21 protein-coding genes are annotated in these 26,121 nt (G+C 47.9%); 19 read left to right on the top strand and 2 right to left on the bottom strand.

Features of this window, described 5'->3' with window-relative positions:
• The first annotated feature begins 16 nt into the window (after positions 1-16).
• From L696_RS0122460 to L696_RS0122405, 12 genes are all read left to right on the top strand, one after another.
• Positions 17-3,385, top strand: coding sequence for an S-layer homology domain-containing protein (locus L696_RS0122460; protein WP_025685651.1), 3,369 nt, complete (start codon positions 17-19; stop codon positions 3,383-3,385).
• Between the two features lie 111 nt (positions 3,386-3,496).
• On the top strand, positions 3,497-3,898 hold the full coding sequence (locus L696_RS0122455; RefSeq protein WP_025685650.1) for a VOC family protein: 402 nt from the start codon (positions 3,497-3,499) through the stop codon (positions 3,896-3,898).
• A gap of 111 nt (positions 3,899-4,009) precedes the next feature.
• Entirely contained in the window at positions 4,010-4,540 is a 531-nt protein-coding gene (locus tag L696_RS0122450; RefSeq protein ID WP_025685649.1) for a GNAT family N-acetyltransferase, read from the top strand.
• Positions 4,541-4,741: 201 nt separating this feature from the next.
• Entirely contained in the window at positions 4,742-6,151 is a 1,410-nt protein-coding gene (aspA, locus tag L696_RS0122445) for an aspartate ammonia-lyase (RefSeq protein WP_025685648.1), read from the top strand.
• A gap of 161 nt (positions 6,152-6,312) precedes the next feature.
• Positions 6,313-6,903, top strand: coding sequence for a restriction endonuclease (locus L696_RS0122440; RefSeq protein WP_025685647.1), 591 nt, complete (start codon positions 6,313-6,315; stop codon positions 6,901-6,903).
• A 131-nt stretch (positions 6,904-7,034) separates the two neighbouring features.
• Entirely contained in the window at positions 7,035-8,039 is a 1,005-nt protein-coding gene (locus L696_RS0122435) for a BMP family lipoprotein (RefSeq protein ID WP_025685646.1), read from the top strand.
• 28 nt (positions 8,040-8,067) lie between these two features.
• Entirely contained in the window at positions 8,068-9,732 is a 1,665-nt protein-coding gene (locus tag L696_RS0122430; RefSeq protein ID WP_025685645.1) for a methyl-accepting chemotaxis protein, read from the top strand.
• A gap of 231 nt (positions 9,733-9,963) precedes the next feature.
• Positions 9,964-12,420, top strand: coding sequence for an AraC family transcriptional regulator (locus tag L696_RS0122425; protein ID WP_025685644.1), 2,457 nt, complete (start codon positions 9,964-9,966; stop codon positions 12,418-12,420).
• Positions 12,421-12,550: 130 nt separating this feature from the next.
• Entirely contained in the window at positions 12,551-13,558 is a 1,008-nt protein-coding gene (locus L696_RS0122420) for a tripartite tricarboxylate transporter substrate binding protein (protein ID WP_025685643.1), read from the top strand.
• A 48-nt stretch (positions 13,559-13,606) separates the two neighbouring features.
• Positions 13,607-14,608, top strand: coding sequence for a 2-keto-3-deoxygluconate transporter (gene kdgT, locus L696_RS0122415; RefSeq protein ID WP_025685642.1), 1,002 nt, complete (start codon positions 13,607-13,609; stop codon positions 14,606-14,608).
• Positions 14,609-14,761: 153 nt separating this feature from the next.
• Positions 14,762-15,115, top strand: a complete 354-nt coding sequence (locus L696_RS0122410) for a hypothetical protein (protein ID WP_025685641.1) — start codon at positions 14,762-14,764, stop codon at positions 15,113-15,115.
• A 330-nt stretch (positions 15,116-15,445) separates the two neighbouring features.
• Positions 15,446-15,910 (top strand): hypothetical protein, encoded by a 465-nt coding sequence (locus L696_RS0122405; RefSeq protein WP_025685640.1) that lies wholly within the window; start codon positions 15,446-15,448, stop codon positions 15,908-15,910.
• Positions 15,911-16,174: 264 nt separating this feature from the next.
• On the opposite strand, the gene L696_RS0122395 is transcribed toward L696_RS0122405, so the two are convergent.
• Positions 16,175-16,657, bottom strand: coding sequence for a helical membrane plugin domain-containing protein (locus L696_RS0122395; protein ID WP_025685639.1), 483 nt, complete (start codon positions 16,655-16,657; stop codon positions 16,175-16,177).
• A gap of 13 nt (positions 16,658-16,670) precedes the next feature.
• Positions 16,671-19,613 (bottom strand): formate dehydrogenase subunit alpha, encoded by a 2,943-nt coding sequence (gene fdhF / locus L696_RS0122390; RefSeq protein WP_025685638.1) that lies wholly within the window; start codon positions 19,611-19,613, stop codon positions 16,671-16,673.
• A 629-nt stretch (positions 19,614-20,242) separates the two neighbouring features.
• On the opposite strand from fdhF, the gene moaA reads away from it, so the two are divergent.
• From moaA to modB, 7 genes are all read left to right on the top strand, one after another.
• Entirely contained in the window at positions 20,243-21,256 is a 1,014-nt protein-coding gene (gene moaA / locus L696_RS0122385) for a GTP 3',8-cyclase MoaA (RefSeq protein WP_025685637.1), read from the top strand.
• Between the two features lie 40 nt (positions 21,257-21,296).
• The gene (gene fdhD, locus L696_RS0122380; RefSeq protein WP_025685636.1) at positions 21,297-22,109 is read left to right on the top strand and encodes a formate dehydrogenase accessory sulfurtransferase FdhD; all 813 of its coding nucleotides are present in this window, start codon (positions 21,297-21,299) and stop codon (positions 22,107-22,109) included.
• A 133-nt stretch (positions 22,110-22,242) separates the two neighbouring features.
• Positions 22,243-22,491 (top strand): MoaD/ThiS family protein, encoded by a 249-nt coding sequence (locus L696_RS0122375; protein WP_025685635.1) that lies wholly within the window; start codon positions 22,243-22,245, stop codon positions 22,489-22,491.
• A gap of 54 nt (positions 22,492-22,545) precedes the next feature.
• Positions 22,546-23,262, top strand: a complete 717-nt coding sequence (locus L696_RS0122370; protein ID WP_025685634.1) for a molybdenum cofactor biosynthesis protein — start codon at positions 22,546-22,548, stop codon at positions 23,260-23,262.
• Positions 23,263-23,340: 78 nt separating this feature from the next.
• Positions 23,341-24,420, top strand: coding sequence for a thiazole biosynthesis adenylyltransferase ThiF (locus L696_RS0122365; protein WP_025685633.1), 1,080 nt, complete (start codon positions 23,341-23,343; stop codon positions 24,418-24,420).
• A 102-nt stretch (positions 24,421-24,522) separates the two neighbouring features.
• Entirely contained in the window at positions 24,523-25,344 is an 822-nt protein-coding gene (gene modA, locus L696_RS0122360; RefSeq protein ID WP_025685632.1) for a molybdate ABC transporter substrate-binding protein, read from the top strand.
• A gap of 27 nt (positions 25,345-25,371) precedes the next feature.
• Positions 25,372-26,037, top strand: coding sequence for a molybdate ABC transporter permease subunit (gene modB / locus L696_RS0122355; protein WP_025685631.1), 666 nt, complete (start codon positions 25,372-25,374; stop codon positions 26,035-26,037).
• The last annotated feature ends 84 nt before the right edge of the window (positions 26,038-26,121 follow it).

Here is a 26,121-nt window from a genome sequence, read left to right as displayed (position 1 = left end):
AGGAGCGCGTCTTTTGATGAAACAAGAATACATAGCAGTAACGTTACCCAGGAAATTAAAAAGGTTTGGGGTCGCATGGCTCAGTGTGGCATTGGTGCTGTCGGGTGGAGGGCCGGGGTTACTGTCCGCTGGAAAAGCTTCAGCAGAGTCTGCGTCTTTAGTAGAAACGGGGATACCATCATCACCCACGACTGTAGCAGCCAGTGTATATGCAGATGTCTATGTGCCGGAGAAGCTCCGCATCCATGATATACAGGGAGCAGTCCATCGTTCACCCAATGAGGGGCAAAAGGTAACGGATGTCGAAGGAATTGTGACAATGGTGAAGGGAAGCAGCTTCTTTATGCAGGAGGCAGACGATAAGGTGGATCAGGATGAAAGAACATCCGAAGCTATTCTAGTGTACAAGCCTGGCAGCGGTGTGCAGGTTGGGGATGAGGTACGAGTCAGCGGCTCGGTGAAGGAATATACGGAAAGAACCTACGCCAGCAAGCCGGTAGATCTGACGACCACGGAAATTGTAGCTTCTTCGGTTTCGGTGGTCGCCAAGGACCGTCCACTGCCGTCTCCGATTTTGCTTGGAAAAGAGGGGCGTGTCATGCCGACATCTGTTGTGGATAATGACGGAATGACGGTGTTCGATCCGCAGGAGGATGGCTTGGACTTTTTTGAAAGTCTGGAGGCTATGCGTGTAGAGTTGAGAGATGCGCGTGTAATCGGTCCTTATGGTTATGAAATTCCGGTCAGGATTGATAACGGGACGGACACAGGCGATGTATTGACTGAAGCAGGCGGCTTGATGCTGACCGAAGAAAGTCTGAATCCGCAGCGGATTTTGATCGATGCCAAGCCTGCGGTTCCGTTGAAAACAGGAGATCGTTTTGCGAGTCCCATCACGGGAATTGTGAGCTACAGCTTTAGTAATTTCAAGCTGTTGCCTGAGCGTCTGCCGGATATTGTGTCAGGGGGTCTCCAGCCAGCCAACACACGTCTGGTGCAGGATGATCATAAGCTGACGGTCGCTTCCTTTAACGTGGAAAATTTCGATCCCGGTGACGGAAAACGGATTGATCAGCTCGGACAGGCCATCGCCGTGAATTTGAACCACCCGGATATCGTAGGGCTGTTGGAGGTTCAGGACAATAATGGCGAGAAGGATGACGGCACCACAGATGCTTCGGAAAGCTTTCGGGTGCTGATTGAGGCGATTCGTGCTCATGGAGGGCCGGAGTATGCTTTTACAGATATAGCACCTGAAAATAATAAGGATGGCGGTGCTCCCGGCGGCAATATTCGGGTCGGATTTCTCTACAATCCGCAACGTGTCACGCTGACGGAAAAGTCGAAGGGAGATTCGGTTACATCGGTGACCTATGGAGAGCAGGGGCTTTCTCTCAATCCCGGTCGTATTGATCCGCTGAATGCGGCATTTGAATACTCACGCAAGCCGTTGGCTGCTGAATTTGAGTTTGAAGGTCAGCAGGTGATCGTGATCGCGAACCATTTTAATTCCAAAGGGGGCGATCAGGCGCCATTTGGAGGGATTCAGCCACCCGTACGAAGCAGCGAAATACAGCGGGCGAAGATTGCAACGATTGTGAATGGTTTTGTGAAGTCGGTGCTGGCTCAAAATCATCAGGCGAATATCATCGTATTGGGAGATTTAAATGATTTTCAATTTTCCGAAACGCTCGCTTGGGTCCGAGGACAGGAATTAACAAATTTGGTAGATAAGCTGGATGAGAAGGAACGATATTCGTATATTTATGAGGGAAATTCGCAAACACTGGATCATTTGCTGGTCAGTCCGTCCATAAGTGAATCATCCGTGCTGGATATTGTTCATATCAATGCGGATTTTAGCGCGGCGGACGGGCGGGTAAGTGATCATGATCCATTGGTTGCTCAAATTGGCTTGCCACGCCAAACAGTGGAACCGCCAACAGATGGCGAGAGTGGTCGGAATAAAGATGATGACGATGATCAGCAGGAGAGCAATGGCAGCAGCAACACTGGAAACAATAGTAGCGGTAACGCGAGTGGAGCGACGAATAACGGACAGGGTGAGACTGCGAATAGCGGGCAGAATGGTAAAGGTTCGTCAGGCGTTAATGTGGTGCAAGCCAAGTCCATTGTAACAGAGCAAAACGGACTGAAAAGAGCAGTCGCACAAGTACCAGCCGCTGACATACTAAATGCGATTCGGAACGGGGCGAATGGTACGCTCGTAGTCCGTGCAGGGGAGCAGGCAGATGCTAAGCTATTCGAAGTGAACCTAAACGGAGATGCTTTGGGTGCCGTCTTGAATGATCGTATTCATACCCTGCGAGTAGAAACGCCACAGGGCGGCTATGAAGTAGCAACAGGTCGTTTGTCTGTTCAAAAGCTGGCTGACACCTGGCAGGTGCCTGTACAACAGATTTCCTTGAGCCTTACGGTTACGCCGAACGAAGGATTGGCTAAACGCACAGATATTCCGGCAGGGCGCAAGCTGGTGCGAGCTGTTGATGTTGTGGCGGAGTTACGAAGCGAAGATGGACGCAAGCAGTCGTTGGCAGGTAGCAATAATTCCGGTAAAGGGTATGAACGTTATCTTCTACGTGTTCCCGCAACGGTAGACGTGGGTCAACTTGCTGTAGTGAAGGTATCCATCAATCAAGCCGGACAGTTGTCCTATCAGCCGGTTCCGTTTACCGCTTCTGGTGAGGAACTGACTGTGTATGGACGTTCGGGTGGAACTTATGTCGTGCTGGATGGCGGGGGAGCTAATGTAAGCAGGTCGTTCAGCGATATTTCCGGTCATTGGGCGCAGCAGGACATTACACGCTTGGCTACGCGTCTGATTGTAGCAGGGGCAAATCAGTCAGCGTCCACCGCGAATGAGACTGGTGAGATGGGTTTATCGAACCTACGCTTTGAGCCGAATGGTCAGGTACAACGCTCGGAACTGGCTACGATGCTGGTTCGTACGCTTGGACTGGAGCATTCAGATCGCATGGTGACGGGCTTTGACGATGTACAATCGGAATTGTGGTATGCAGATTCGGTGCGTACCGCATCCGCTGCTGGACTGATCAATGGCTATGCAGACGGCAGCTTCAGACCTGATGCTCCGGTATCGAGGGAGGAGCTGGCTGTAATTGTAGAGCGAGTCCTGCGCTTCGCCGGGACTACGGAAGATACAGCGGCAGGAAGTGCCTCAGCGTCATTATCGGATGCACAAGCCATTTCTACATGGGCAGCTCCGGCTGTCAGTACTCTGTCGAGCGTGGGCATTATGAAGGGAGACGGGAAAGGCCGTTTTGCTCCAAATGCATCGGTGACGAGGGCAGAAGCAGCGGCTGTATTATCTCGAACTCTGGATAAGTTGAATTGGGAGCAGTAGTATAATGATTGAAATGTCAAATTGATTGACCTTCTGCGGTAGTTAAGTTATCTTTTGTTGGAGAAGCAGCATAAAAATTTGATTTTATAACTGATGAAGAGGTGAAATGTCGTGAGAGTAACAGCCAAACAAATTTTTGTGAATTTACCGGTTAAAAACCTGCAGCAGTCTATTGATTTTTTCACTACAATCGGATTTGAATTTAACGCGCAGTTCACCGATGAGCATGCAACCTGTATGATTGTCAGTGAGCAAATATTTGTTATGTTGCTGGTTGAAGAGCGTTTTAAAGCATTCACTACCAAAGAAATTTCGGATGCAACGAAAACAACAGAAGCGATTGTTGCCTTATCGGTGGAGAGTCGAGAAAAGGTAGACGAAATTGTCCACAAGGCTCTGGAAGCCGGCGGAAAGCCTTCGAACGAACCTCAGGATCACGGCTTTATGTATGGATGGAGCTTTCAGGATATAGATGGTCATTTGTGGGAGTTCTTTTATATGGCAGAGCAGTAAGGGGACATAAAGCATATATAGAAACTAAAGTAACGCCATGGAAAGTAAGCGATCCTAAAAGGATGGTTTGCTTTCTTTATTGTTATCAAATATCACCGGGGAGGAATCACCTTGTCTAATGAAATAGCAGTCTATCCCATTCAAGCTCTGAACGATGCATTGACAGATACACTGACCCGGTTGTTGATCGACGTGGTGGCGGACGGTGCTTCTATTGGATTTTTACCGCCACTCGCTTATCAGGAAGCAGCAGCTTATTGGAAGAGTGTCCTTCAGAATAGTGTAGTCCTGTGGATTGCGGAGAAGGAAGGTGTGCCTGTTGGAACTGTGCAGCTCCATTTGGCTACAAAGGCCAACGCAACTCACCGTGCGGAAATTGCGAAGCTCATGGTGCATCCGTCCGGGCGCAGGCTTGGGATTGCGCGTCAACTGATGCAGGCTGCGGAAGAGGAGGCGCTGCGTCAGGGCAGAACGCTGCTGGTGCTGGATACGAGGGTGGGCGATCCTTCCAATAAGCTATACGAATCTATCGGATTTGTGGAAGCAGGCGTGATTCCAGGGTATGCCCAATCGGCTAACGGTCAACTGGACGCTACCCGATTTTATTACAAACCACTAAATCCGTATCTGAGCCGTTGCTGATGATTTAGCGAATAACGGTATTATATACAGGTAATAATAGATTGTTATACGATTTCACATGCTTTTCCGCTTTTATTCGACTGGAAAAGCGAGGGAACGGGAACGTATAATGAAATGAGGACCGTCTAAAGGGTCTCTTTATGTCAATTCGGCTGGTTCGGATTGAAGATCGTAGTATATACAGCGGAGGAATCGAAGAATATGAGGCTGGAGCATGATTTTCTAGGTACCAAGGAAGTGCCGTCAGACGCCTATTACGGTGTACAAACACTGAGGGCAAAAGAGAATTTTCCAATTACCGGCCAACGGCTGCATCCTGAGCTGATTAAAGCCATGGCCATCGTCAAAAAGGCAGCAGCAACGGTAAACATGGAGCTGACCCGCTTGCATCGTCCCAAGGCAGAGGCCATTATTCAGGCAGCTGACGAGGTGATTCAAGGACAATTGCACGACCATTTCATCGTCGATCCGATTCAGGGCGGCGCAGGCACGTCCATTAATATGAATACAAATGAAGTGATTGCGAACCGGGCGCTGGAACTGATCGGCAAGCAGCGTGGAGATTATCAGGAGATTAGTCCCAACAACCATGTCAACATGGCGCAATCGACGAACGACGCTTTTCCGACGGCTGTCCATTTGGCTGTTCTAAGTATGATTGACAAGCTGCTGGTCACCATGAGTGAGCTTCAGGAGGCGTTTTCCCGTAAGGCGAAAGAGTTTGACAGTGTGATTAAAATGGGCCGAACCCACTTGCAGGATGCAGTACCGATCCGGCTGGGACAGGAGTTTCAGGCTTATGCGCGTGTGCTGGGCCGTGATATCGGACGTGTCCGTGCCACGAAGCTGCATTTGCTGACGGTCAATATGGGCGCAACTGCGGTAGGCACCGGCTTGAACGCAGATCGCCGTTATATTCAGCGTGTCGCCGAGGTGCTGGCGGAAGTAAGTGGTTTCCCTGTAGAGGCTGACGAAAATCTCGTCGATGCCACTCAAAACACGGATGCTTATACGGAAGTGTCTGCCGCGTTAAAAATTTGCATGATGAACATGTCCAAGGTGGCAAATGATATTCGCCTGATGGCCTCGGGGCCGCGTGCGGGTCTCGGAGAGCTGAGTCTGCCCGCCCGTCAGCCGGGTTCATCTATTATGCCTGGTAAAGTAAATCCGGTAATGTGTGAGGTCATCAACCAGATTGCTTTTCAGGTCATTGGGAATGATCATACGATCTGTCTCGCTTCCGAGTCTGGTCAGCTAGAATTGAATGTGATGGAGCCTGTGCTTGTCTACAACCTGCTGCAATCGCTGGAAATTATGAAGCAGGGCTTTCATGTCTTCCGCATTCATTGCGTGGACGGAATTGAAGCGAACGTGGAGCGGTGTCGTGAATATGTCGAAAACAGCGTAGGCATTATTACTGCGCTCAATCCCCACCTTGGATATGAGGTCGTATCACGCATCGCCCGTGAGGCGATTACAACTGGCAAATCGGTACGCGAGTTGTGTCTGTTGTATAATGTACTTACTGAGGAAGAGCTGGACATTATTTTGGACCCGTATCAAATGACTCAGCCGGGTATTGCCGGAGAGTCGCTGCTGAATCGGGAATAATATTGCGGAGTTTAGAATGTAGGCAGCTTTGAGGCAAAATGAAGACAGCCCCGTCGAATCCGGCGGGGCTGTCCTTGTGTAACGAGGGCGTCAGCGTGATATGTGGAATGCCCTGCTAAGGAATATACCGCTGCACGCCATTGTAGAAAAGGGGAAGAGGAATGCTGCTGGAGCAATTATCGGCATATAAGGAATTAGGAATAGGATTCATTGTACTACTACTGTTACTCATACTCATCATCAGGGGACTGGTACGTCGGCGCAGAAATCGGATTTTACGTGATCTGGACCCGCGAAAAATCGGAATTCAGGATATAGACAGGATGGAGGATGGCTCAGAATTTGAGCTTTATCTGCAACGGTTGTTATCTGCACTCGGCTATAAGGACATCTACAAAACGACCAGTAGCCGGGATTTTGGAGCGGATCTGGTTTTTACAGACCGTGAAGGTGTCAGAGTTGTGATTCAGGCCAAGCGTTATGCTGTACAAAATCCGGTCGGCTTGGGCGCGGTACAGGAAATTTACACCTCCATGCGTTATTATGCGGCAGACAAGTCTGTCGTTATCACTTCCGGACGCTACACGGAATCCTGTAAAACACTCGCTGCTGTTAACGGAGTTAAGCTATTGGACCGCAACGACCTGGTGGACATGATTGATCTGTTCAAGGCTAAACGTCGTGAGGAGGTCATGGATCTCATAGAAAGTAAAGTCGACGTGATTGCCTCCAAATGGAGCAAGAGCAAATGATAAATGGTAAATATTACCTCATTATATTCCTTCCATTACAATGAATTTACAGAAAACCTTATGAAAAAAAATGCCTTTATAACCGATATAAAAATGTTGGGGATTTGCAAATTATGCTGAGGTGATATGTCATGAAGAAACAGGTTCAGTTATTAACATTGAGGTGGGTTCCCATTGTCACTATTTTTGCATTACTGCTGGGAGCATGTGGACAGCCAGTAGCACAAACCAAGGAGCAACCGATTAAGGTAGGAATTGTACTGTCAGATATTGGTCTGGGTGATCAGTCTTACAGCGACGCGGCTTTTCGGGGTTTGGTCAAGGCACGGGACGAGGGGAAAATCGTTTTTGAATATCGGGAAATTTCCGAAACCAAGACATATGATGCTGCTTTTGAACAGCTTGTTCAGGAAAAATCCGATTTGATTATCGGATTGGGGTACATGGTGAAAGAAAGTCTGGAGACTGTTGCAAAAAAATATCCGGATCGCAAATTTGTAATTGTGGATGAAAAATCGGATTTACCTAATGTGGCTTCCATTACTTTTAAAGAAGAAGAGGGCAGCTTTTTGGCAGGGGTCGTTGCAGGAATGGCGAGCCGAACCGATCAGGTGGGTTTTATCGGGGGAGTGGAGTCTCCGCTGTTGAAAAAGTTTGAGGTTGGATATCGGGCAGGAGTTCGCTCCGTTAAGCCTGATGCCAAGGTTACCGCTACGTATGCGGGAGATTTCGGCAAGGCGGAGCTGGGCTCGGAGATCGCGCGCGAGATGATAGATCAGGATCGAGTTGATGTGATTTATGCGGCGGCAGGTCTTACAGGTGTGGGTGCGCTACAGGAGGTGCAAAAGCAGCAAAAGTTCGCAATCGGGGTCGACAGCGACCAGTTCTTCATTGCGGAAAAAGCAGTAGTGACCTCAATGATTAAAAATGTGGATGCCGCTATTTACACGGCAGTCAAAAGCTTTGCAGATCATCAAAGAAAATTTACGGACCAGAATATGGTGTTCGGTCTTGCGGAAGAAGGCATTGGTTTGGCGCCTATTCGTGTTTTGACATTGAACCCGGAGCAGCAAAAGCTGCTGGATGACTTGAAGGAACAGGTTAAGTCCGGCAGTCTTACTGTGCCCACCCAATAAATTTTCGTAAAACGGAGGATGATTCCTGATGAAACTGCAAGGTAAACTGGTGCTTAACGCGATGGTTTCCCTGATCGCATGCCTGGCTTTAGTGGCCTATATTATTTTTCAATTAATCCGTATCAACTCGCAAAGTAGTAGTCTCGTTCCAGCCATGCTGAATGTACAGCAGCTCAATGCTTATTTGATTCAGTCAGGACAGGCGCTGCAAAATTACTCTTCTTCTATGACAGAGAGCAACAAAACGGATGTGCAAAATCAACTGGGGCAGGCGGAAAAAACGATTACTTTGCTTTCGCAAGGCATGATGCAGACCGAAGCGCAGCAAAAGCGTCTGAATACCGTTAAAACGAAATTCAGCGAATTGAAGGCTGCGACGGTTAAAGCGATGAGTACGGGAAGCAGTCCTGAATCCAAACGTAATGCGATGCGTGTACAGGGGATCCAGAACGATGTGTTTATGCTGGATATTCTGACGAAAGCACGTTATGACGAATATACAGAGGAATTGACCAAGAGTATTCGTTTTACTTGGCAATTGGCCTTGGCAGGTGCTGTTCTGCTTCTGGTGGCGGTCGGGCTATATAATACATATACATCCAGGCAGCTTGCCCTCAGAACCCGCAAGTTGACGAATGCAGCGAAGCAAATTGCCGATGGAAACTTGACGGTGCAACTCGCACAAACGAAGGGACGAGATGAGCTGGACGAGCTCAACGAATCGTTCCGGGTCATGATCGGGAACTTGCGTAACATTGTGCTCTCTATTGACCAGGCGGGGAATCGTGTCGATCTGATGGCTCGGGATATTGACCAGCATAATGAGGCCATGAAGGAAATCGTAACACAAGTTAGCACCTCAACAGAGGAACTGGCGATTGGGAGTCAAAAAATTGCCGAGGATCTGTCGACCACCGTTGGCGTTGTGGATGAGATGCAGCAGAAGTTTGAAGCGAATCTGCTGGAGACCACGCAGTCTTCCACCTATAGCGAAGACGCATTACGTGTCATTGAGCAAGGTACACGTGTGATGAGTGATCAGCTGCGCATTGTAGCAGAAAATTGTTCAGCGATGTCCGAGGTGGAGCAAACAGTCAAGGAACTGGAGGCCAATGCAGCCGAGATTACGACGATGACCGGTTATGTATCCGAGATTGCCAGCCAGACGTCGCTGCTGTCCTTGAATGCTTCAATTGAGGCTGCGCGTGCGGGTGAGGCTGGAAAAGGTTTTGCAGTCGTAGCTAACGAAGTGAAAAAGCTGGCAAATCAGTCGGAGTCGGCTGTGAAGCAAATTTATACCGCAGTCGAGGGCATTACGCAGGCTATGAACAAGGTGAAGACCTCTGTGGCGCAAAGTCAGGAGCTATTCCGTGAGCAGGAGAAGGCAACGTCGACCACCGGGGAATCGTTCGCTGAGATAAGCGGCAAAGTACAGCAAATTGCCAGCCAAGTCAGCAAGCTGTCGACGGACATGAATGTATCTCGGGAACTGAGCGTACAGGTACAGCAAGCGATTGAGAACATCAGCGCGATTACCCAGCAATCCGCCGCAGGCAGTGAAGAGATTACCGCCTCTACCGTGGAGCAGAAGCGTTCCTTTGAGGAATCGGCTGAGAAGGTGAAAGAGCTTCGTCAGATTCGTGAGGAGATGCAACGGGAGCTGGATCGTTTTCAGGTGGAAAAAACGGGCTAAGCAACACGAATTCAACACATTTTTTGGCTATATGATAGATACAGGATAAACCTATAGAAGAAGCCTTACCCATGAAGGGAGGCTTTTTCTTTTTATAAAAAGTGTCTAATGATTGACAATAATAGCTATCTTTTATTGCTCTTCGTAGAGTTAATAGGCAGGGAATTCCCCATACTGCGTCAAATAGATTTAGGGAGTATATGTTAGCCTGTACGTTGTTGGCAAGGGATGCTGGAAAACGAAGTCCGGAAGGATGAATTTACGGGAATGCTGCGATTAAAGCTTCGATTGATTCTGAAAAATAAACAGACAAGGCTCATTCTGCTACTCACTCTAAGTGTATCACTCATTATTAGTGTGATCGGTTTGCTATCGTATTCGGGATATCGCAAGGGTTTGGATACCGAATTGAACACACCGAACATAGAGCTGCTGCAAATTAATCTGGATGTGACCAACAGGGTATTTCGGGAGTCCGATAATAAGGCGCTGGATGCAGCCTATTCCCCGGATGTTGAGGCATTTGCACGTTTACAAACAGGTGGGAAATCACTGTCAAACAACGTTTCCGTCATCAAACGGCTACAGAAATACCTGAAAGCCCTTTCTTCGCATGAAGAGATTCATTCGGCTGAAGTTATTTCTTTGGAAAAGCATGCTCTCGTATCCAGCGAATACGGCTATGTACCCGATTGGGACCAAGCGCCGGATACGACTTGGGTTCCCTGGATTCGGGACATTCAAAAGAAGCCATTACTGATTAAGCGAAGATGGTACGGCACGAATCATGAAAACGGAACGGTAGAACTCCTTTCGCTGGCAAGGCCCGTGGTAAAGGATGGGCAGGTCATCGGCGCGGTGCTGATCAATCTGGATTATGATCGCTTTTTCTCCAAGCTGTATATTCATTTGTCCAACTCGCAATATGTGTACGATCTGGAGGGTGAGTTGATCTATCCCAAGTTAAAATCGTCTGTACCCCTACACGAAATGGACAAGGTTTTAAAAGAGCTGGATGTGAGTCCCTATGCTTATGTAGAGGTAGGGGGGATGGAGTACATGGCGAACCAGACCTTTTCAGATGTGACGGGCTGGCGTCTGGTATCGCTTGTTCCTATGGACAAGCTGCTGAAGCATGTCAAGCTGGCGCGCAACATGATGTTGTGGTTGGCCCTTATTTCCATATTGGCGGGTTGCTCAGCGGTCTACTATTACAATTATGCGGCGTTTCGTCCTATGAAAAGAATTAATAGCCTGTTGAATTCAGGCTACAAAGGAACGCGCCAAGGCGGATTGTATGATCTGGAGCCGGTAATTGGCAAGCTGGTTGGAGAGTTCCATCGCAAATCACTGGTGGTGGAGCGAAGTCTACCGGAGTTGCGCTCCAAATACATGGAAGATGTCATCCAGCGTAGAATGGGCATACAGGAAATGCGTATGAAATGGGAGCAGTATTTTTCTGATTGGGACGGCAGCTCTTTGGCTGTGATGATCGTGTCAATCGATCGGTATTCTATTTGGGCAGCAAGCTTTCCAGAGGAGGATAAAATGCTGCTCAAATATGCGCTGAACAATATTTTGCTGGAAGGGCTTGAACCTCACTGGAAGGCAGTAAGCGCGCCAGATGAGGAAAGCGGGTTCGTTGTACTACTACAGTTAAGTGAGAGCGAAGATGAAGCAATAACTGGGACTGAGGCTGGGGCTGATGCCGATGTCACAGACAGCATTCTGCTCCGCAAAAGCGCAGACAGGCTGATTCAGGTTGTGGATGAGCATCTTCCCCTGACTATTTCCATAGGAATGGGTCCTGCATTCTCCGATATCCATGAGTTACGTCAGTCATTTGTAAAGGGGAAAGAAGCCCTTGGTTTGCGTTTGTATGAGGGATATGGATGTTCGCATATGAGCACGGGCAGCATGGGGATGGACATGGATGATACAGAGGATTTTAGGGCAGAAGAGCATACTCATGTCTCAGCAGCGGTGGAAAACCGGAATGTGGAAATCATTCGTGCCGTGGAGTCACAGGAAGCCGGGAAAAGTATCGAGCTGATCAGCCAATGGGGAGAAGAACTTCGTCTTCACAGGACCTCCCCGGCGCAGGTGCATCTGTCTGTTCATGAACTGATGGAGGAGCTGCTGAAATGGTGCATGACTCATGGTGTGACGCCGCCGGACAAGCTTGTTGATTACCACTGGAATCAGATTCAGACGCTTGATCTTGCAGATATCGAGAAGCAAATGTATTCGATTGTAGCTGATATCAGCGAAAAACTCTCTGGACACAGACAGTCCAAGGAGTTTGTACGTGTACAGGAGATGATTGATTACATGGAGCATCATTTGCATTTAAATATTGGGCTTCAGGAAATTGCAAATCAGGTCCATATGAGCGTGTCGTCGGTGAGCAGTATGTTCAAGGAAGAGACAGGTAGCACCGTATACGACTACTTGACTGGTTTGCGAGTGAAAAAAGCGTGTGCATTACTGTGCGAAACACATCTAAAAATTGCAGAGATTGCTGATCAGGTCGGCTACCGGAATGAGAACAGCTTTATCCGTGTATTCCGGAAGCATAAACAGGTGACCCCCGGGAAATTTCGGGAAATCAGCAAATGTTCCAATAGATATGCAGATCCGCCAAAAGGTCGGTATTTTGGGGATTTGGAAGATAAATTCGAAGATTAAGCGATAGCTGTAGCCCCCGCGTTGCGGTACATTGACTTCATGTAAACGCAAATATCATGACCGAAAACGTCTGGGGGTGAAAACGGGTGCGTGACTGGCCCAGTACATTTTTTGGAAAAGAGGAAGCGTAATGAAGAACAAGCCATGGCAAAAATATGTGCTGGTTGCGGCGGGAGTGGCTTTTCTTTCTGCCTTGAGTATCAGTGAATATGTGGATCAACACGCTTTGCGTGACCACAGTGGTGCATTTCCTGTGAAGCCCATCACGCTCGTCGTTCCTTATGCGGCGGGCGGCGGTACGGATATCACGGCAAGAGCATTGGCGAAAGCATCCGAAAAGCATCTCGGCCAGCCGATCATCGTCGTTAACCGGACGGGTGGAGGCGGTTCGGTCGGGCTGATGGAAGGGGCTGAGGCGCAGGCGGACGGTTACACTGTAACGTATCTGGTTGCGGAGCTGACCACACTGCCACATCTGGGACTGCTGCCCCTTACCTATGAGCGCTTTAAACCGCTGGTCCAAACCAATATGGACCCTTCTGCCATCACGGTTAGAGCGGATGCTCCCTGGACGACGGCCGAAGCATTTCTGGAGGACGCTCATGCTCATCCTGGCAAGCTGAAAATGGGCAATGCAGGCACGGGGAGCATCTGGCACCTCGCTGCTGCCATGCTGGAGCAAAAAAGCGGAGTCCGCTTTACCCATATTCCCTATGAGGGAGCTGGGCCAGCCGTTTCAGCGTTGATGAGTGGCTTCGTGGATGCTGTGCCGGTCAGTCCTGCCGAAGTGAAAAAGTATGTAGACCAAGGGAAGCTGCGCATACTGGCGATACAGGCAGACACCGTTTCGGAAGCGTTTCCAAGTGTGCCGACGTTACAGCAGGCTACTGGGCTGAGTGTACATTTTATCGGGACTTGGAGAGGACTGGCTGTGCCCAGGGATACGCCGGATGAGATTGCTCAAACTCTGGCGGACGCACTGATCAAGGGGACGAAAGATGAGGAATTCAGGGAAGAAATGCGTAAGCATGGATTGGGGATACGTGTTAAGGATGCAGAAGCATTCGCACGGCAGTTGAAGGAGAGCCATGAAACTTTCGCAAGGTTGATTCCCGAACTAGGCTTGAGCCGCAAGTAATACGGCCTTGTTTTTGCGCTGGCAAAAACGAAAGGGTTGAATGAAGTTATGAAAATCAAGCAAAGCATTGATAAAATTCCGGGCGGCATTATGTTGGTGCCGCTGTTTATAGGAGCAATGGTTCATACATTTATACCGTGGGCCGGGGACTACTTTGGATCGTTTACGAAGGGACTAATGACGGGGACGGTACCGATTTTGGCGGTGTGGTTTTTTTGTATGGGCGCTTCCATTGATATACGAGCTACGGGTACGGTATTACGTAAATCAGGTACGCTCGTATTAACCAAAATCGCAGTTGCCTGGGTAGTGGCTATCATAGCATCCAAATTGCTACCCGTCGGCGGCGTGGAAAGTGGGTTGTTTGCGGGCCTGTCGGTATTGGCGCTGATTTCTTCGATGGATATGACGAACGGTGGGCTATACGCCTCCATTATGCAGCAATACGGTTCCAGGGAAGAGGCGGGGGCATTCGTGCTGATGTCCTTGGAATCTGGTCCGTTAGTGACCATGCTCATTTTGGGCAGTACGGGATTGGCCGTTTTTGAGCCGCAGGCTTTTGTGGGGGCGGTATTGCCGTTTCTGGTCGGGTTCATGCTGGGGAATCTGGATCACGATTTTCGTAAATATTTTGGTAGCGCTACGCATGCACTTATTCCGTTTTTCGGTTTTGCACTGGGCTGTTCCATCGATCTGAGTGTGATTGTACAAACCGGCTTACTCGGTATTATATTGGGCATCGGCGTCATTATTATTACAGGCATTCCGCTGATCCTGGCGGACAAATATATCGGCGGCGGCAACGGTACAGCAGGACTTGCAGCCTCCAGTACGGCAGGTGCAGCGGTAGCGAATCCGGTCATTGTTGCGAATATGAAGCCAGAGTTCCTGCCCGTAGCGCAATCCGCAACTGCGTTGGTAGCCGCTTCGGTCATCGTTACCTCTATATTGGTGCCTATTCTAACGGCTTACTGGTCCAATTATGTTAAACGCAAAGGAGAATCGAAGGGAGCAGGCCCTGTAAATCCAGGTGCCAATGTCCCTAAATAAAATTTGGATGATCCCGGATCGGATGATTCAAGATCATTTCCTGAGTCTCTCCATTACCCGGGAAATGCTTTTGTAGATATATCTTATATTTTCACACCACAAACTTGTCCTAAAACGCTTCCGCAAACATACATATGTAAGCAGAGGAGCGTGATGGAATTGGAAAACAAGGTGCGTCGCTACTATCAGTTAAAGCAGAAGCAAAAAGAAATTGAAGGCGAATTGACTGATTTGCGTAATGACATTACAGCTCATTGTGCGCAGCAGGGAGTGGCAGATTGGGAAATTGGCAGCTACCGGGTCAAAATTGTGCAGCAGCACCGCAAGGAATACGATCATACCAAGCTGTATGATTCACTGCCTGATCCGCAGCTATGGCGCTTGTTTTCCAAACCGGATACTTCGAAGATTACCAGTTTACTCAAGCTTAACGTCATTGCAGAGGAGCAAATCAAAGATGCTGTTTCTCTCAAAACGGTGACGCTATTGCAGGTGGATAAAAAGTAGAGTAGTAATGTGACCCTATACATGTTGTAGCTGAAAAAAGGCTGTTCGGTATACTCCCGGATAGCCTTTTAGTGCCGCATCGGTGTGATTTTTTATAAACCAGCCCCATCTTTCAGCCCCAAATAAAATAATGAATACCACAACAGAGTATAGAACGTTTTTGAGCCTTATCCCGTGTATCCTTCTCAGGGTAACCTTTCCTCTAATCCTTGCTTTATGATCTGTTTTACTCTATTAAAATTTGGATCTATAAGAATAATTCGCTATACTACTCAGAGAATATGAGTGAGAGTTAAGAGAGCCATACTTATCCGTACGGAGGAATTAAACTTGGAGACTGCCGTCAGTAAAGTATTTTTATATATATTTTCAATTCTCATTGCGCTAGCTTCCTGTCACGGGTTCATATTGTACTGGATGTGGCAATTGCCGGAGCTTGAACATGAATCTTCTGATTTGGAAAATGGCTCTGCTCTATTTGCCACGGGGATCGTTTTTGCCTTCATTGCTTTTGCTGTTCACCTGATTCTGCATATTCTGATCTTTGTCCATCTACTTCATCGTAATGACCATACTATGGATATGAAGAGGTTGCTGTTCCGCAAGAAATCAAACAATAGCGCAATCCTCCGGATCTGTCTGCTGATAATCCTGTTGATTTGGATCGTTTATGCTACCATTGTACATACAATTCCGCTGTTTTCGGTCATTAGTTTTCCGCTGGTTTTTATCAACTATAGTATTTGGCTGTTGCAATTTTTGACGGAGAGACGAGGCAGGGAGGTTCGGTTGTAGGGGACTTATCAAAGGAAGAAGAAAAGAGCTGACTCCCGTTTGTAGTGGGGCCAGCTATAAACGTGAAGCGTGTCTTTTCTTTTTGCCAAATCTCCCTCACGATATCCTCATTCATTTCCGTTGTTGTGGTAAGCTCCCCGATCAAAGTCTTCACATAAGACCAGCAATGCTCCAGCAATAGCTGAAGGCATTCCTGATCGTCCTCCTACTGATAGCGTCGAGTATAATCTTGCAACTCTGTATCCACCTCCACGCTATACTCAGTTACTTATCGGACAAGCCTTTCCCCAGCCCTTTGAGAAAATGAATGCCAAAACCCATCGCCCGATTTACATCCGGATCATTCATAGCCTTCATGAGATCGCGCAGGCGGGTCTTTTTGTTCTGTTTTAAATGCTCTTCGGCTTCGTTCAGGCCCGTAGTAACGCTGCCCACCAGCTTTTTCATCAGCTCAGGATCGACCTCGGATAGCATGCCGGCTGCTCCCATCAGATTGTTGATAATGTTTGTCACAGGCTTGCGCGTCGCTTGTCCTACAGCGATTTTGGCGATGCTTTCTTTGGCTTTCAGCATAGACTGAGCTGCTTCGAGAAGACCGCTATCGTGCAGCTCACGTACAATTTCGAGCGTCTTCTGCAATGCCGCCCCATTGTCCGCCAGATCAGCAGTAAGCTGATCTAGCGATTGTTTTTGCCGTTCTTCTTCTGTCAAAATGCGTTTTCTCACAATTGAAATAGGCTTAGCCATGAGTCCGACCTCCTTATTTTTGATCCACCAGATCGACGTAACCGGGACGATTCCATTTCCGCTCCACTTCAACCCCGTTTTGCGGATGACGCTGTTTATAGCGCGGGTTGATACGTGGTAGTGGATTTTGACCGTCTACCTCCAAAATTTGCATCCTTACTTTGGCTTGTTTATAGGCTGGTGTACGGGTGACCAGATCGAACGCTCCACCAGTTAACAGATTGACCGCACCATCATGGCTAGTAGAGTGCATCGGCACATAAATTTCAGTTCCCTGCACCCGGTCTGTAACCAGAACGCGTAGCTTGACCGCACCATAAGGGGATTCCAATCGAACCAGCGATCCATTATTGATTCCGCGCTCTTCAGCCAATTCCGGCGATACCTCCACAAATACACTTGGAAGCTTGAGCTGGATGCCCGGTGATTTGGTCGTCAGATTTCCTTCATGGAATTGTTCGAGCAGTCGACCGTTGTTTAAGGTCAGATCGAACTCAGCCGGGTATTGTTTAGGCGGTACATATTCGAAAAGACCGAGACGTGCCTTTTTATCCGGGAAGTTAAAGCCGTTGGTGTGCAGAAGTGGTGTGCTGCTGCCATCCGGCGATCCCCAGTGAAAGCTGTTCCAGCCTTCCAATACGTCATAATTACATTGGGAGAAAAATGGAGTGAGTGACGCCATTTCCTCAAAAATTTCACTTGGATGACTGTAGTTCCAATCAAATCCCATTTGCTTGGCAAATTGGCTAAAAATCCACCAGTCCGGTTTGCTGTCTCCTACAGGTTTGAGCGCCTCATATAAACGCTGAACACGACGCTCGGTGTTCGTAAAGGTTCCGTCTTTTTCGAGCGAAGGTACGGCTGGCAAAATGACATCCGCGAATTCTGCTGTTTTGCTCAGGAATACATCCTGAACGACGAGGAAATCCAAATTCGCCAGCATTTCCTGTGTATGGTTGGAGTCCGCATCCACCCACGCCATTTCTTCTCCGGCGATATACATCGCTTTTAGCTCACCAATTTCAATGGCCTCCAGCATTTGAATATTGTCCAGTCCGCGCTGGCCTGGAATTTGTACCCCGTAGGCCGCTTCGAACTTGGCACGAATGTCATCGTTGGTGACAGGCTGATAGCCTGGGAAAATATCCGGCATCGTGCCCATGTCAGCAGCACCCTGAACATTGTTATGTCCGCGAAGCGGATACGCGCCTGCACATGGACGCATAAAGTTTCCGGTCACCAGTAGCAGGTTGGCAATCGCAATAGAGGTGTAGGAGCCTGCGATGTTTTGCGTCACACCCATGCCCCAGCAAATGGCAGTACCGTCGGCTTCGTGAATCATAGTCGCGACCTCAATCAGCGTCTCTTTGGAAATGCCCGTTTCCTGCTCTGCAAATTCCAGGGTGAAACGCTCCAGCAATTTCAAATATTCAGGATAGAAGTTTACATGCTCTTCAATGAATTTTGCATCATGCCAGTTTTGCTCAATGATGTATTTGGCTACAGCGGATAACCATACATAATCTGTACCTTGCTTCGGACGAATGAACAGATCTGCGCGTTCTGCCATTTCATGCTTGCGCAGGTCGACCGAGATCAACTTTTGACCGTGCAGCTTATGCGCACGTTTAATACGGGTAGCCAGCACCGGATGTCCTTCTCCCGGCGCACAGCCGACCAGCATGACCAGACCTGCTCTGGCAATGTCTTTAATCGTACCGCTGTCGCCGCCAATGCCTCCGGTGTGCTGCAGCCCCCATGAGGCGGGGGATTGGCAATACCGCGAACAGTTATCGACGTTATTCGTTTGGAATACCTGACGCGCCAACTTTTGCATCAAATAGTTTTCTTCATTCGTAAATTTGGACGAGGAAATAAAGCCGAGCGCTTCACCGCCATACGTTTCTTTAATAGCATCCATTTTGCTGGCCATCAGACTCAGTGCTTCCTCCCAGGTCGCTTCCACAAATTCGTCGCCTTGACGAATTAAAGGGGTGGTCAAACGCTGATCACTGTTCACAAAATCCCAGCCGAATTTCCCTTTTACGCATGTCGAGATGCCGTTCACAGGTCCTTCAGAAGTAGGCTGTACCTTCAAAATTTTGCGGCCTTTGGTCCAAACCTCAAAGCTGCAACCTACACCGCAAAACGTACAGACGGTTTTCGTTTTTTTCGTACGGGTTTCACGCATCGCTGCTTCGGCTTCGGAAATAGCAAAAATCCCACTATAGCCCGGTTCCACTTCCTTGATTAAATCCACCATCGGATTTAATAAGTCTTTATCCATGCCGCTCATAAAGCCTGCTTCACCCAGCATAGATTTCTCCATCAAGGCATTGCATGGGCAGACGGTTACACACTGACCACAGCTAACGCAGGAGGAATCGTTAATTGCGACTCCGTCATCCCATTTGACGCGAGGGCGTTCAGCTTCCCAGTCAAGAGACAGTGTTTCATTGACCTGTAGGTTTTGGCATACTTCTACGCATTGGCCACAGGCAATACATTGATTGGGGTCATATCGGTAGAAGGGATGAGACATATCAACTTCCGTCGGATCAACCTTGGGCTGATATGGATATTTTTGATGTTCAATTTCCATAAGCTCTGCTGTATTATGCAATTTACAATTACCGTTGTTGTTATCGCACACCGTGCAGTAGAGGAGATGATTTTCCAGTAGTCGGTCCATGGCCTCTGTTTGAGCTGCTTTCGCGCGGTCCGAGTGTAAATGAATATTCATGCCATCCGCAGCATGTGTCGAGCAGGAACGCACCAGCTTTCCATCTACTTCGACGATACAGGTGTCACAGGTACGGATCGGATCGACTTCAGGAACGTAACACAGCTGGGGATGGGCGATATTGTTTTCGTTAATCACTTCAAGAATCGTTGCGCTGTTCTTCGTTTTCAGTTCCTGTCCGTTTAATGTAATTTTGATCGTACTATCAGTCACGGTTCAGGCTCCTTTCAGATTTTAAATTTAAAAATTAGGAATAAAAAAACTCCACCATAAACACAAGTGCTCGTGTTCCAGCACTTGTGTTTATGGTGGAGTAGTGACCAAGCTCTAGGTCCTGGAGGCCAATCCGCCATTTGAATATGTATTAATAACAAACAGTACGCACCGTCTGTATATCAATAACTTAGATATGTCATTTTCTGCATGTCATCTCGTGTAACTATAGCGTAAAATTTAAGATAGTTCAACGGTACATTATTATTTTTTTAATTGATAATGATTATCGTTTGAGAAAACGAAAAATCATTGACAAACGTTCCAGGATTGCTAACAATAGGAATGTGATCTATTTCAGAGCAATCGTAAATGGAGTGTACGTGGGAATCGCGTATATTTTATTTGTCGCAGCGCTTGTTAGTTTGATTTTTCTATATCACATGATGTGGGATTCATAAAATCCTGATGTAGATAAATTAACCGGCATTTAGCAGATTCTTCGATATTCATAAGCGAAGAAGTTGTTGTGATGCCGGTTTTTTGGTTCAGTATAAAATGAATGGAAATGCCGTTCCAATTTAGAGTGTAAAGAGTTTTATTAATGAAGACGGATTGAGGTGAACAGGATGGCGAACCGGAGCGACGATCAATGGAATCGTCCGTTACGGGACTTAAGAATATCCGTCATAGACCGATGTAATTTTCGGTGCCGATATTGTATGCCGGAAGAAATATTTGGCCATGACTATCCGTTTTTGCCAAAAGAAAAAATATTGTCTTTTGAGGAAATTACGCGCCTTTCCCGTATTTTTGTCTCGCTGGGCGTTACGAAGCTGCGTATTACTGGTGGCGAGCCGTTGCTGAGGAAAAATTTGTCCTCGCTTATTCATTCGTTAACTCAACTCGATGGGGTTGAAGATATTGCAATGACGACAAACGGCGTATTTTTGCCTAAATATGCTGCAGCACTGCGAGAGGCGGGACTAAAGAGAGTGACGGTTAGTCTGGATTCGCTCGATGATGATCGATTCCGCCAAATGAACGGGGGCAGAAGCAGCGTAAAGGCGGTGCTGGATGGTATTGAGGCTGCGGCTCAAGCAGGGATGCAGGTGAAAATAAATATGGTCGTGCAAAAGGGCTTTAACGATCAAGATATAGTTCCCATGGCCGACTATTTTCAAAAGAAAAAGCATATTTTACGTTTTGTTGAGTTTATGGATGTAGGCAACACCAATGGCTGGAAATTGGATCAGGTCGTTTCCAAGCAGCAGATCATCGAAGCCATTCACGAGCATATGCCGTTAGAGCCTGTCCCACCCCAGTACAAAGGTGAGGTGGCGACGCGCTACAGGTATCAGGGCAGAGACGGGGAAATTGGCATTATTTCGTCTGTTACGGACGCCTTCTGCTCCACATGTACACGAGCGAGAATTTCTGCTGAAGGCTCCTTGTACACGTGCCTGTTTGCCTCTCAAGGGTACAAGCTTCGCGCGATGCTGCGTTCCGAACAGTCCGATGACGAGATTAGAGCTTACATTGAGCGTGTTTGGAGAGAACGTACCGATCGCTATTCAGAGGAACGGCTGAATCATACACAGCAAGCAACGTCTAAAATTGAAATGTCACACATCGGCGGGTGAGCCGAAGAGCCAGCCTGTCAGAAACAAGGGAGTGGAGCACGTGGAAAAGCCAGCTGAGGTAAAACGTGAGATTCTACGTTATCGTGACGGTCAGATCAAGCGTTTTGAAGACACTGTGGTGACGGAGCATCCTGTGACCATCAAAATCAATCAGCAGGAATTTGCTACCATGGTTTGTACACCGGAGTATGTGGAGGATATGGCAGTAGGTTTTTTGGCTTCTGAAGGTGTCATTCAACGGTACGATGATATCGAAGATATTTGGGTTCAGGAAAAAGAAGGATTTGTTCATATTAAAACCCATCGCATGAATGAGTTTTATCAAAACTTTCATTCCAAACGGTACATTACCTCCTGCTGCGGAAAAAGTAGACAGGGCTTTTATTTTATGAATGATGCCAAAGTGGCAAAAAGAATGAATGACACCCATGTTACGCTGTCTTTTGACGATTGTTTCCGCTTGATGAATTTAATGCAAAGCTCGGCACTTACGTTCCAAGAGACCGGTGGTGTTCATAATGCAGCGTTGTGCGACAAAGACGGGATGATCCTGTCCAGAATAGATATCGGCCGACACAATGCGCTGGATAAAATCTATGGGCATTGCCTAAAACATGATATTGTATTACAAGACAAAATCATAGTATTCAGCGGACGCATTTCGTCTGAAATTTTGTTGAAGGTTGCGAAGATTGGCTGTGAAGTTGTGTTGTCAAAGTCAGCTCCCACAGAGCTTGCACTTGAATTGGCTGAGGATCTGGGGATTACTACCGTTGGCTTTATACGCAGTCATTCTCTGAATGTATATACGCATACCGAGCGGATTGATGAACTGGCTGAATCTAAAATATAATATACAAATCCTCATTGTACACCGTCATAGTTAACCAGCATGGAATAAAACCTTTCGGGGTATTCATTCATGTTGGTTTTTCTTGGTACATATGTGGTGGACATTCACTATACTGAAAAGGAGGGCATGTTAAATGAACTATCATATTCAAGTATTTGCTGGACTTGCGGAACAGATGGGAGGGCCTATAATTATGGTGCCCACTGTGCAAGAAACAATGACCGTTGCCGCATTAAAAGGCTTGCTATCCGAGCGTTTCCCTGAATCAGCAGCTCAGTTGCAAGGTTCTTTTGTTGCCAGAAATCAAGCCTACGCCGCTCCTGAGGACCTCGTGAGTATACATGATGAGATTGCGATGATTCCTCCGGTTTCAGGAGGGTAAATTCTATTAATAGGATAGGTGTATCGATAGAATAGGTGCAAGGGGGCAGATCATATGCAATACCGTATTCAACTATTCGCAGGTATGGCGGAGCAACTTGGTGATGTGATCACGGTAGAACTTTCACAGGGAGCGGTGACCATTGCAGACATTCGAAAAAAGCTGAATGAGCTGTACCCGGAAGTGACTTCACAACTGCCAGGTTCTTTTTTTACCCATCATAAAAAGCTGGCTTCTCCAGATGAACTTGTGCTTCCATCAGATGTAATTGCGCTTCATCAGTCAGCACCCGGGATGGAGACGGTCGTTTCAAAATGTGGTTTATTTGCCATTACGTACGACCCGATTGATGCCGATGAAGTAACCTCAAAGGTGCTCGACCCTTCTCATGGCGCTTCGCTGACCTTTAATGGTACGACTCGGGAATTTACGCAAGGTCAGCGAACGGTGCTGCTTGAATATGAGGCGTATGTCCCGATGGCCATGAACACGATGAAGCAGATTGGTGACGAAATTGCAGAGCACTGGCCTTCTACACGTACTGCGATTACACATCGGCTTGGCACGGTAAGAATTGGAGAGACGAGTGTGGTGATTGCTGTCTCTGCTGCACACCGCGATACTTGCTACGAAGCCAGCCGCCATGCCATTGAACGGTTAAAGCAAATCGTACCGATTTGGAAAAAGGAAGTGTGGGAGGACGGCTCAGAATGGAAGGGGCATCAGCTGGGTGGCTGGAATCCTCAAAATACCCCAAAGCTTTCGAATTAGGGCGAGGACATCTGAACTTTTAGCTTGTCTGATTAACTTGTAGCTATCAATGGATAAGTATGGAGGCGTAAATCAACGATGTCAGAAATGGACAAAATCCAGAAAATAGAAGTTGCTGCACAAGCACATGCGCATGCGTCTCATGCCCGTTATTCTAGACAGGAATTATTCTCGAAAATTGGACCGACAGGCCAGCAAAATATCCGTAGTAAGCACGTGTTGATGGTGGGGGCCGGCGCACTGGGCACTGCCAATGCTGACATGCTGGTGCGAGCGGGCATCGGACGGCTGACGTTGGTAGACCGTGATTATGTAGATTGGAGCAATTTGCAACGCCAACAGCTCTATGACGAAGCGGATGCCCGTGATCAGATCCCCAAGGCAGTGGCCGCGCAGAAGCGATTGCAGCAAATCAATTCGGACGTGGACATTCGTGCGCTAGTCCGGGACGTCTCGCTGGAGGAAATCGACGATATCGCAGCAGGGGTGGATCTCATCGTAGATGCCACTGACAATTTCGATACACGTCTGCTTATGAACGATTACGCGGTCAAGCACCAAATCCCTTGGATTTACGGGGCGTGTGTGGGCAGCTATGGGACAACCTTTACCATCGTGCCAGGGCAGACACCGTGCCTGCATTGCCTGCTCGGAACCGTACCGCTCGGTGGTGCGACCTGTGATACGGTCGGTGTGATTAGCCCGGCTGTACAGATGGTGGCCGCTTATCAAAGCGCTGAGGCATTGAAGCTGCTCACTGGGGACGATTCGGCTTTGCAAAATAAGCTGATTTCTTTTGATCTGTGGAACAATCAGCATCAGGCGATCCAAATCAGCGCCATGAAGAAAGCCGATTGTCCAACATGTGGTGAGTACCCTGTGTATCCTTTTTTACAATCGGAGCATCAGGCTAAAACGGCTGTCTTGTGCGGACGAGATACGGTTCAAATCCGCCCGGCCCCGGGTACTGTTCGTGATCTGAATGAAGCGGCACGTTTGTTGTCCCGTCAGGGGGACAAGGTGGAGCATAATCCATACCTGGTATCCGTTGTTATCGGAACGCATCGAATCGTTCTTTTTCAGGATGGACGCGTCTTAATTCATGGGACGAAGGACATCGCTGAGGCGAGATCGATTTATCACAAATATTTGGGTTGACCCAATAGATTCGACCCGTTATGAGATGTACAATGTTTTCTTATTTTCGCTATCACATTTTCGTCATCTCATTTTGGAATTTATAGGATAGGGGAAGAACAATTGAAAAAGAAATTTGGGTACATATTCACGTTCGTTGGATTGTTGGCATGGGTTCTGGCGGGGTGCTCGTCTCCGGCTGCTGTACAGTCGGCACAGTCCGCACCCAAGACAGAACTAGTCGTATCAGCCGCTGCGAGTCTTCAAGATAGTCTAAATACGCTCAAGGGCCAGTATGAGAAACAGCACCCAGATATCAAACTTACCTTTAACTACGCTTCATCCGGTACATTACAAAAACAAATTGAGCAAGGCGCACCCGCTGACGTATTTATTTCGGCAGGCATGAAGCAAATGAAGGCATTAACCGATGCTTCATTGGTGGAAAAGGATAACGTACTGCTTCAAAATAAACTGGTTGTGGTTGTTCCGCAAGATAAGGCGAAAAGCACAGATAACAAAAGCATTACGCTCAATGATCTGATGGGTCCTTCTTTCCTGAAAGTGGCTGTTGGGGAGCCTACTACCGTTCCCGCCGGACAGTATTCCAAAGAATCGCTGACAAAGGCCGGACTATGGGACAAGCTGGAACCTAAGATGGTATTCGCCAAGGACGTAAGACAGGTATTGAATTATGTTGAAACAGGCAACGCCGATGCAGGGCTCGTCTATCTGACGGATGCCAAATCATCCGATAAAACGGTCATAGCACTGGAAGTGCCCGAGGAATTGCATGCACCCATCCTGTATCCTGAAGGCATTGTAAAAGCAACCAAACACAGCCAGGAAGCAGGCGAGTTTCTTGATTTTCTGCGGACAGATGAAGCTATGAGTGTGTTCAGCAAAGATGGATTTTCAGCCCCTACAGAAATGACGGGAAAATAGAATTCACAGATAAAGGAGGGGGTCCCGTTGGATTGGTCAGCTTTTCTTCCTCCGGTTATCGTATCTGTTAAAGTCGCTGTCGTCGCCAGCATCATCGTCTTTTTATTAGCTACTGTGGTAGCGCGGATGATGGCGAACTGCACGCCGCGGAGGGGAACCAGTGTGATCGAGACCGTCCTACTTCTTCCGCTCGTTTTGCCTCCCACTGTTGTCGGCTTTATTTTGCTCATATTGCTGGGAAGGAAAAGCTGGATTGGCACTGTCTTTGAAAGCCTATTCCAGCAGACGATTGTATTTACGTGGGGAGCTGCAGTGGTAGCGGCTGTAGTTGTTGCTTTTCCATTGGCTTACCGGACTATCAAAGCAGGCTTTGAAGCCGTAGATCCCGAGGTGGAGCAGATTGCACGTGTGCAAGGTGCCAACGAATGGCAAGTGTTTCGCCACATTACGATGCCCCTTGCCTACCGATCTCTCATTTCAGGATACATTCTCGGATTTGCACGAGGGTTAGGGGAATTTGGCGCTACGCTGATGCTTGCAGGTAATATTCCTGAACAGACTCAAACCCTGCCTACAGCGATTTACACCGCGTCCGAGGTCGGAAATATGACACTCTCTTGGAGCTGGGTAGCGGTCATCGTTTTATTCTCTTTTATCATGTTGATGCTTTCAAATCGACTGGTTAAGGATTAGTCCATTGGAATAAGAACATGCGCAGTCTGCCGATAGGGTAGGCTGTGTTTTGTTTTCTTAATTCAGCATATATCACAAAGCATG

The sequence above is a fragment of the Paenibacillus maysiensis genome, assembly GCF_000520815.1.
Taxonomy (GTDB): domain Bacteria; phylum Bacillota; class Bacilli; order Paenibacillales; family Paenibacillaceae; genus Paenibacillus; species Paenibacillus maysiensis.
The sequence above is the reverse complement of the archived record's forward strand: the minus strand, read 5'-3'. Positions and strand labels throughout refer to the sequence as shown.

What these genes read in the sequence shown, in the direction of transcription:
- L696_RS0122460 (WP_025685651.1), top strand. Translation starts at nt 17, where the DNA reads ATGAAACAAGAATACATAGCAGTAACGTTACCCAGGAAATTAAAAAGG.
- aspA (WP_025685648.1), top strand. Translation starts at nt 4,742, where the DNA reads ATGAGGCTGGAGCATGATTTTCTAGGTACCAAGGAAGTGCCGTCAGAC.
- L696_RS0122440 (WP_025685647.1), top strand. Translation starts at nt 6,313, where the DNA reads ATGCTGCTGGAGCAATTATCGGCATATAAGGAATTAGGAATAGGATTC.
- L696_RS0122435 (WP_025685646.1), top strand. Translation starts at nt 7,035, where the DNA reads ATGAAGAAACAGGTTCAGTTATTAACATTGAGGTGGGTTCCCATTGTC.
- L696_RS0122430 (WP_025685645.1), top strand. Translation starts at nt 8,068, where the DNA reads ATGAAACTGCAAGGTAAACTGGTGCTTAACGCGATGGTTTCCCTGATC.
- L696_RS0122420 (WP_025685643.1), top strand. Translation starts at nt 12,551, where the DNA reads ATGAAGAACAAGCCATGGCAAAAATATGTGCTGGTTGCGGCGGGAGTG.
- kdgT (WP_025685642.1), top strand. Translation starts at nt 13,607, where the DNA reads ATGAAAATCAAGCAAAGCATTGATAAAATTCCGGGCGGCATTATGTTG.
- L696_RS0122410 (WP_025685641.1), top strand. Translation starts at nt 14,762, where the DNA reads ATGGAATTGGAAAACAAGGTGCGTCGCTACTATCAGTTAAAGCAGAAG.
- L696_RS0122395 (WP_025685639.1), bottom strand. Translation starts at nt 16,657, where the DNA reads ATGGCTAAGCCTATTTCAATTGTGAGAAAACGCATTTTGACAGAAGAA.
- moaA (WP_025685637.1), top strand. Translation starts at nt 20,243, where the DNA reads ATGGCGAACCGGAGCGACGATCAATGGAATCGTCCGTTACGGGACTTA.
- L696_RS0122375 (WP_025685635.1), top strand. Translation starts at nt 22,243, where the DNA reads ATGAACTATCATATTCAAGTATTTGCTGGACTTGCGGAACAGATGGGA.
- L696_RS0122370 (WP_025685634.1), top strand. Translation starts at nt 22,546, where the DNA reads ATGCAATACCGTATTCAACTATTCGCAGGTATGGCGGAGCAACTTGGT.
- L696_RS0122365 (WP_025685633.1), top strand. Translation starts at nt 23,341, where the DNA reads ATGTCAGAAATGGACAAAATCCAGAAAATAGAAGTTGCTGCACAAGCA.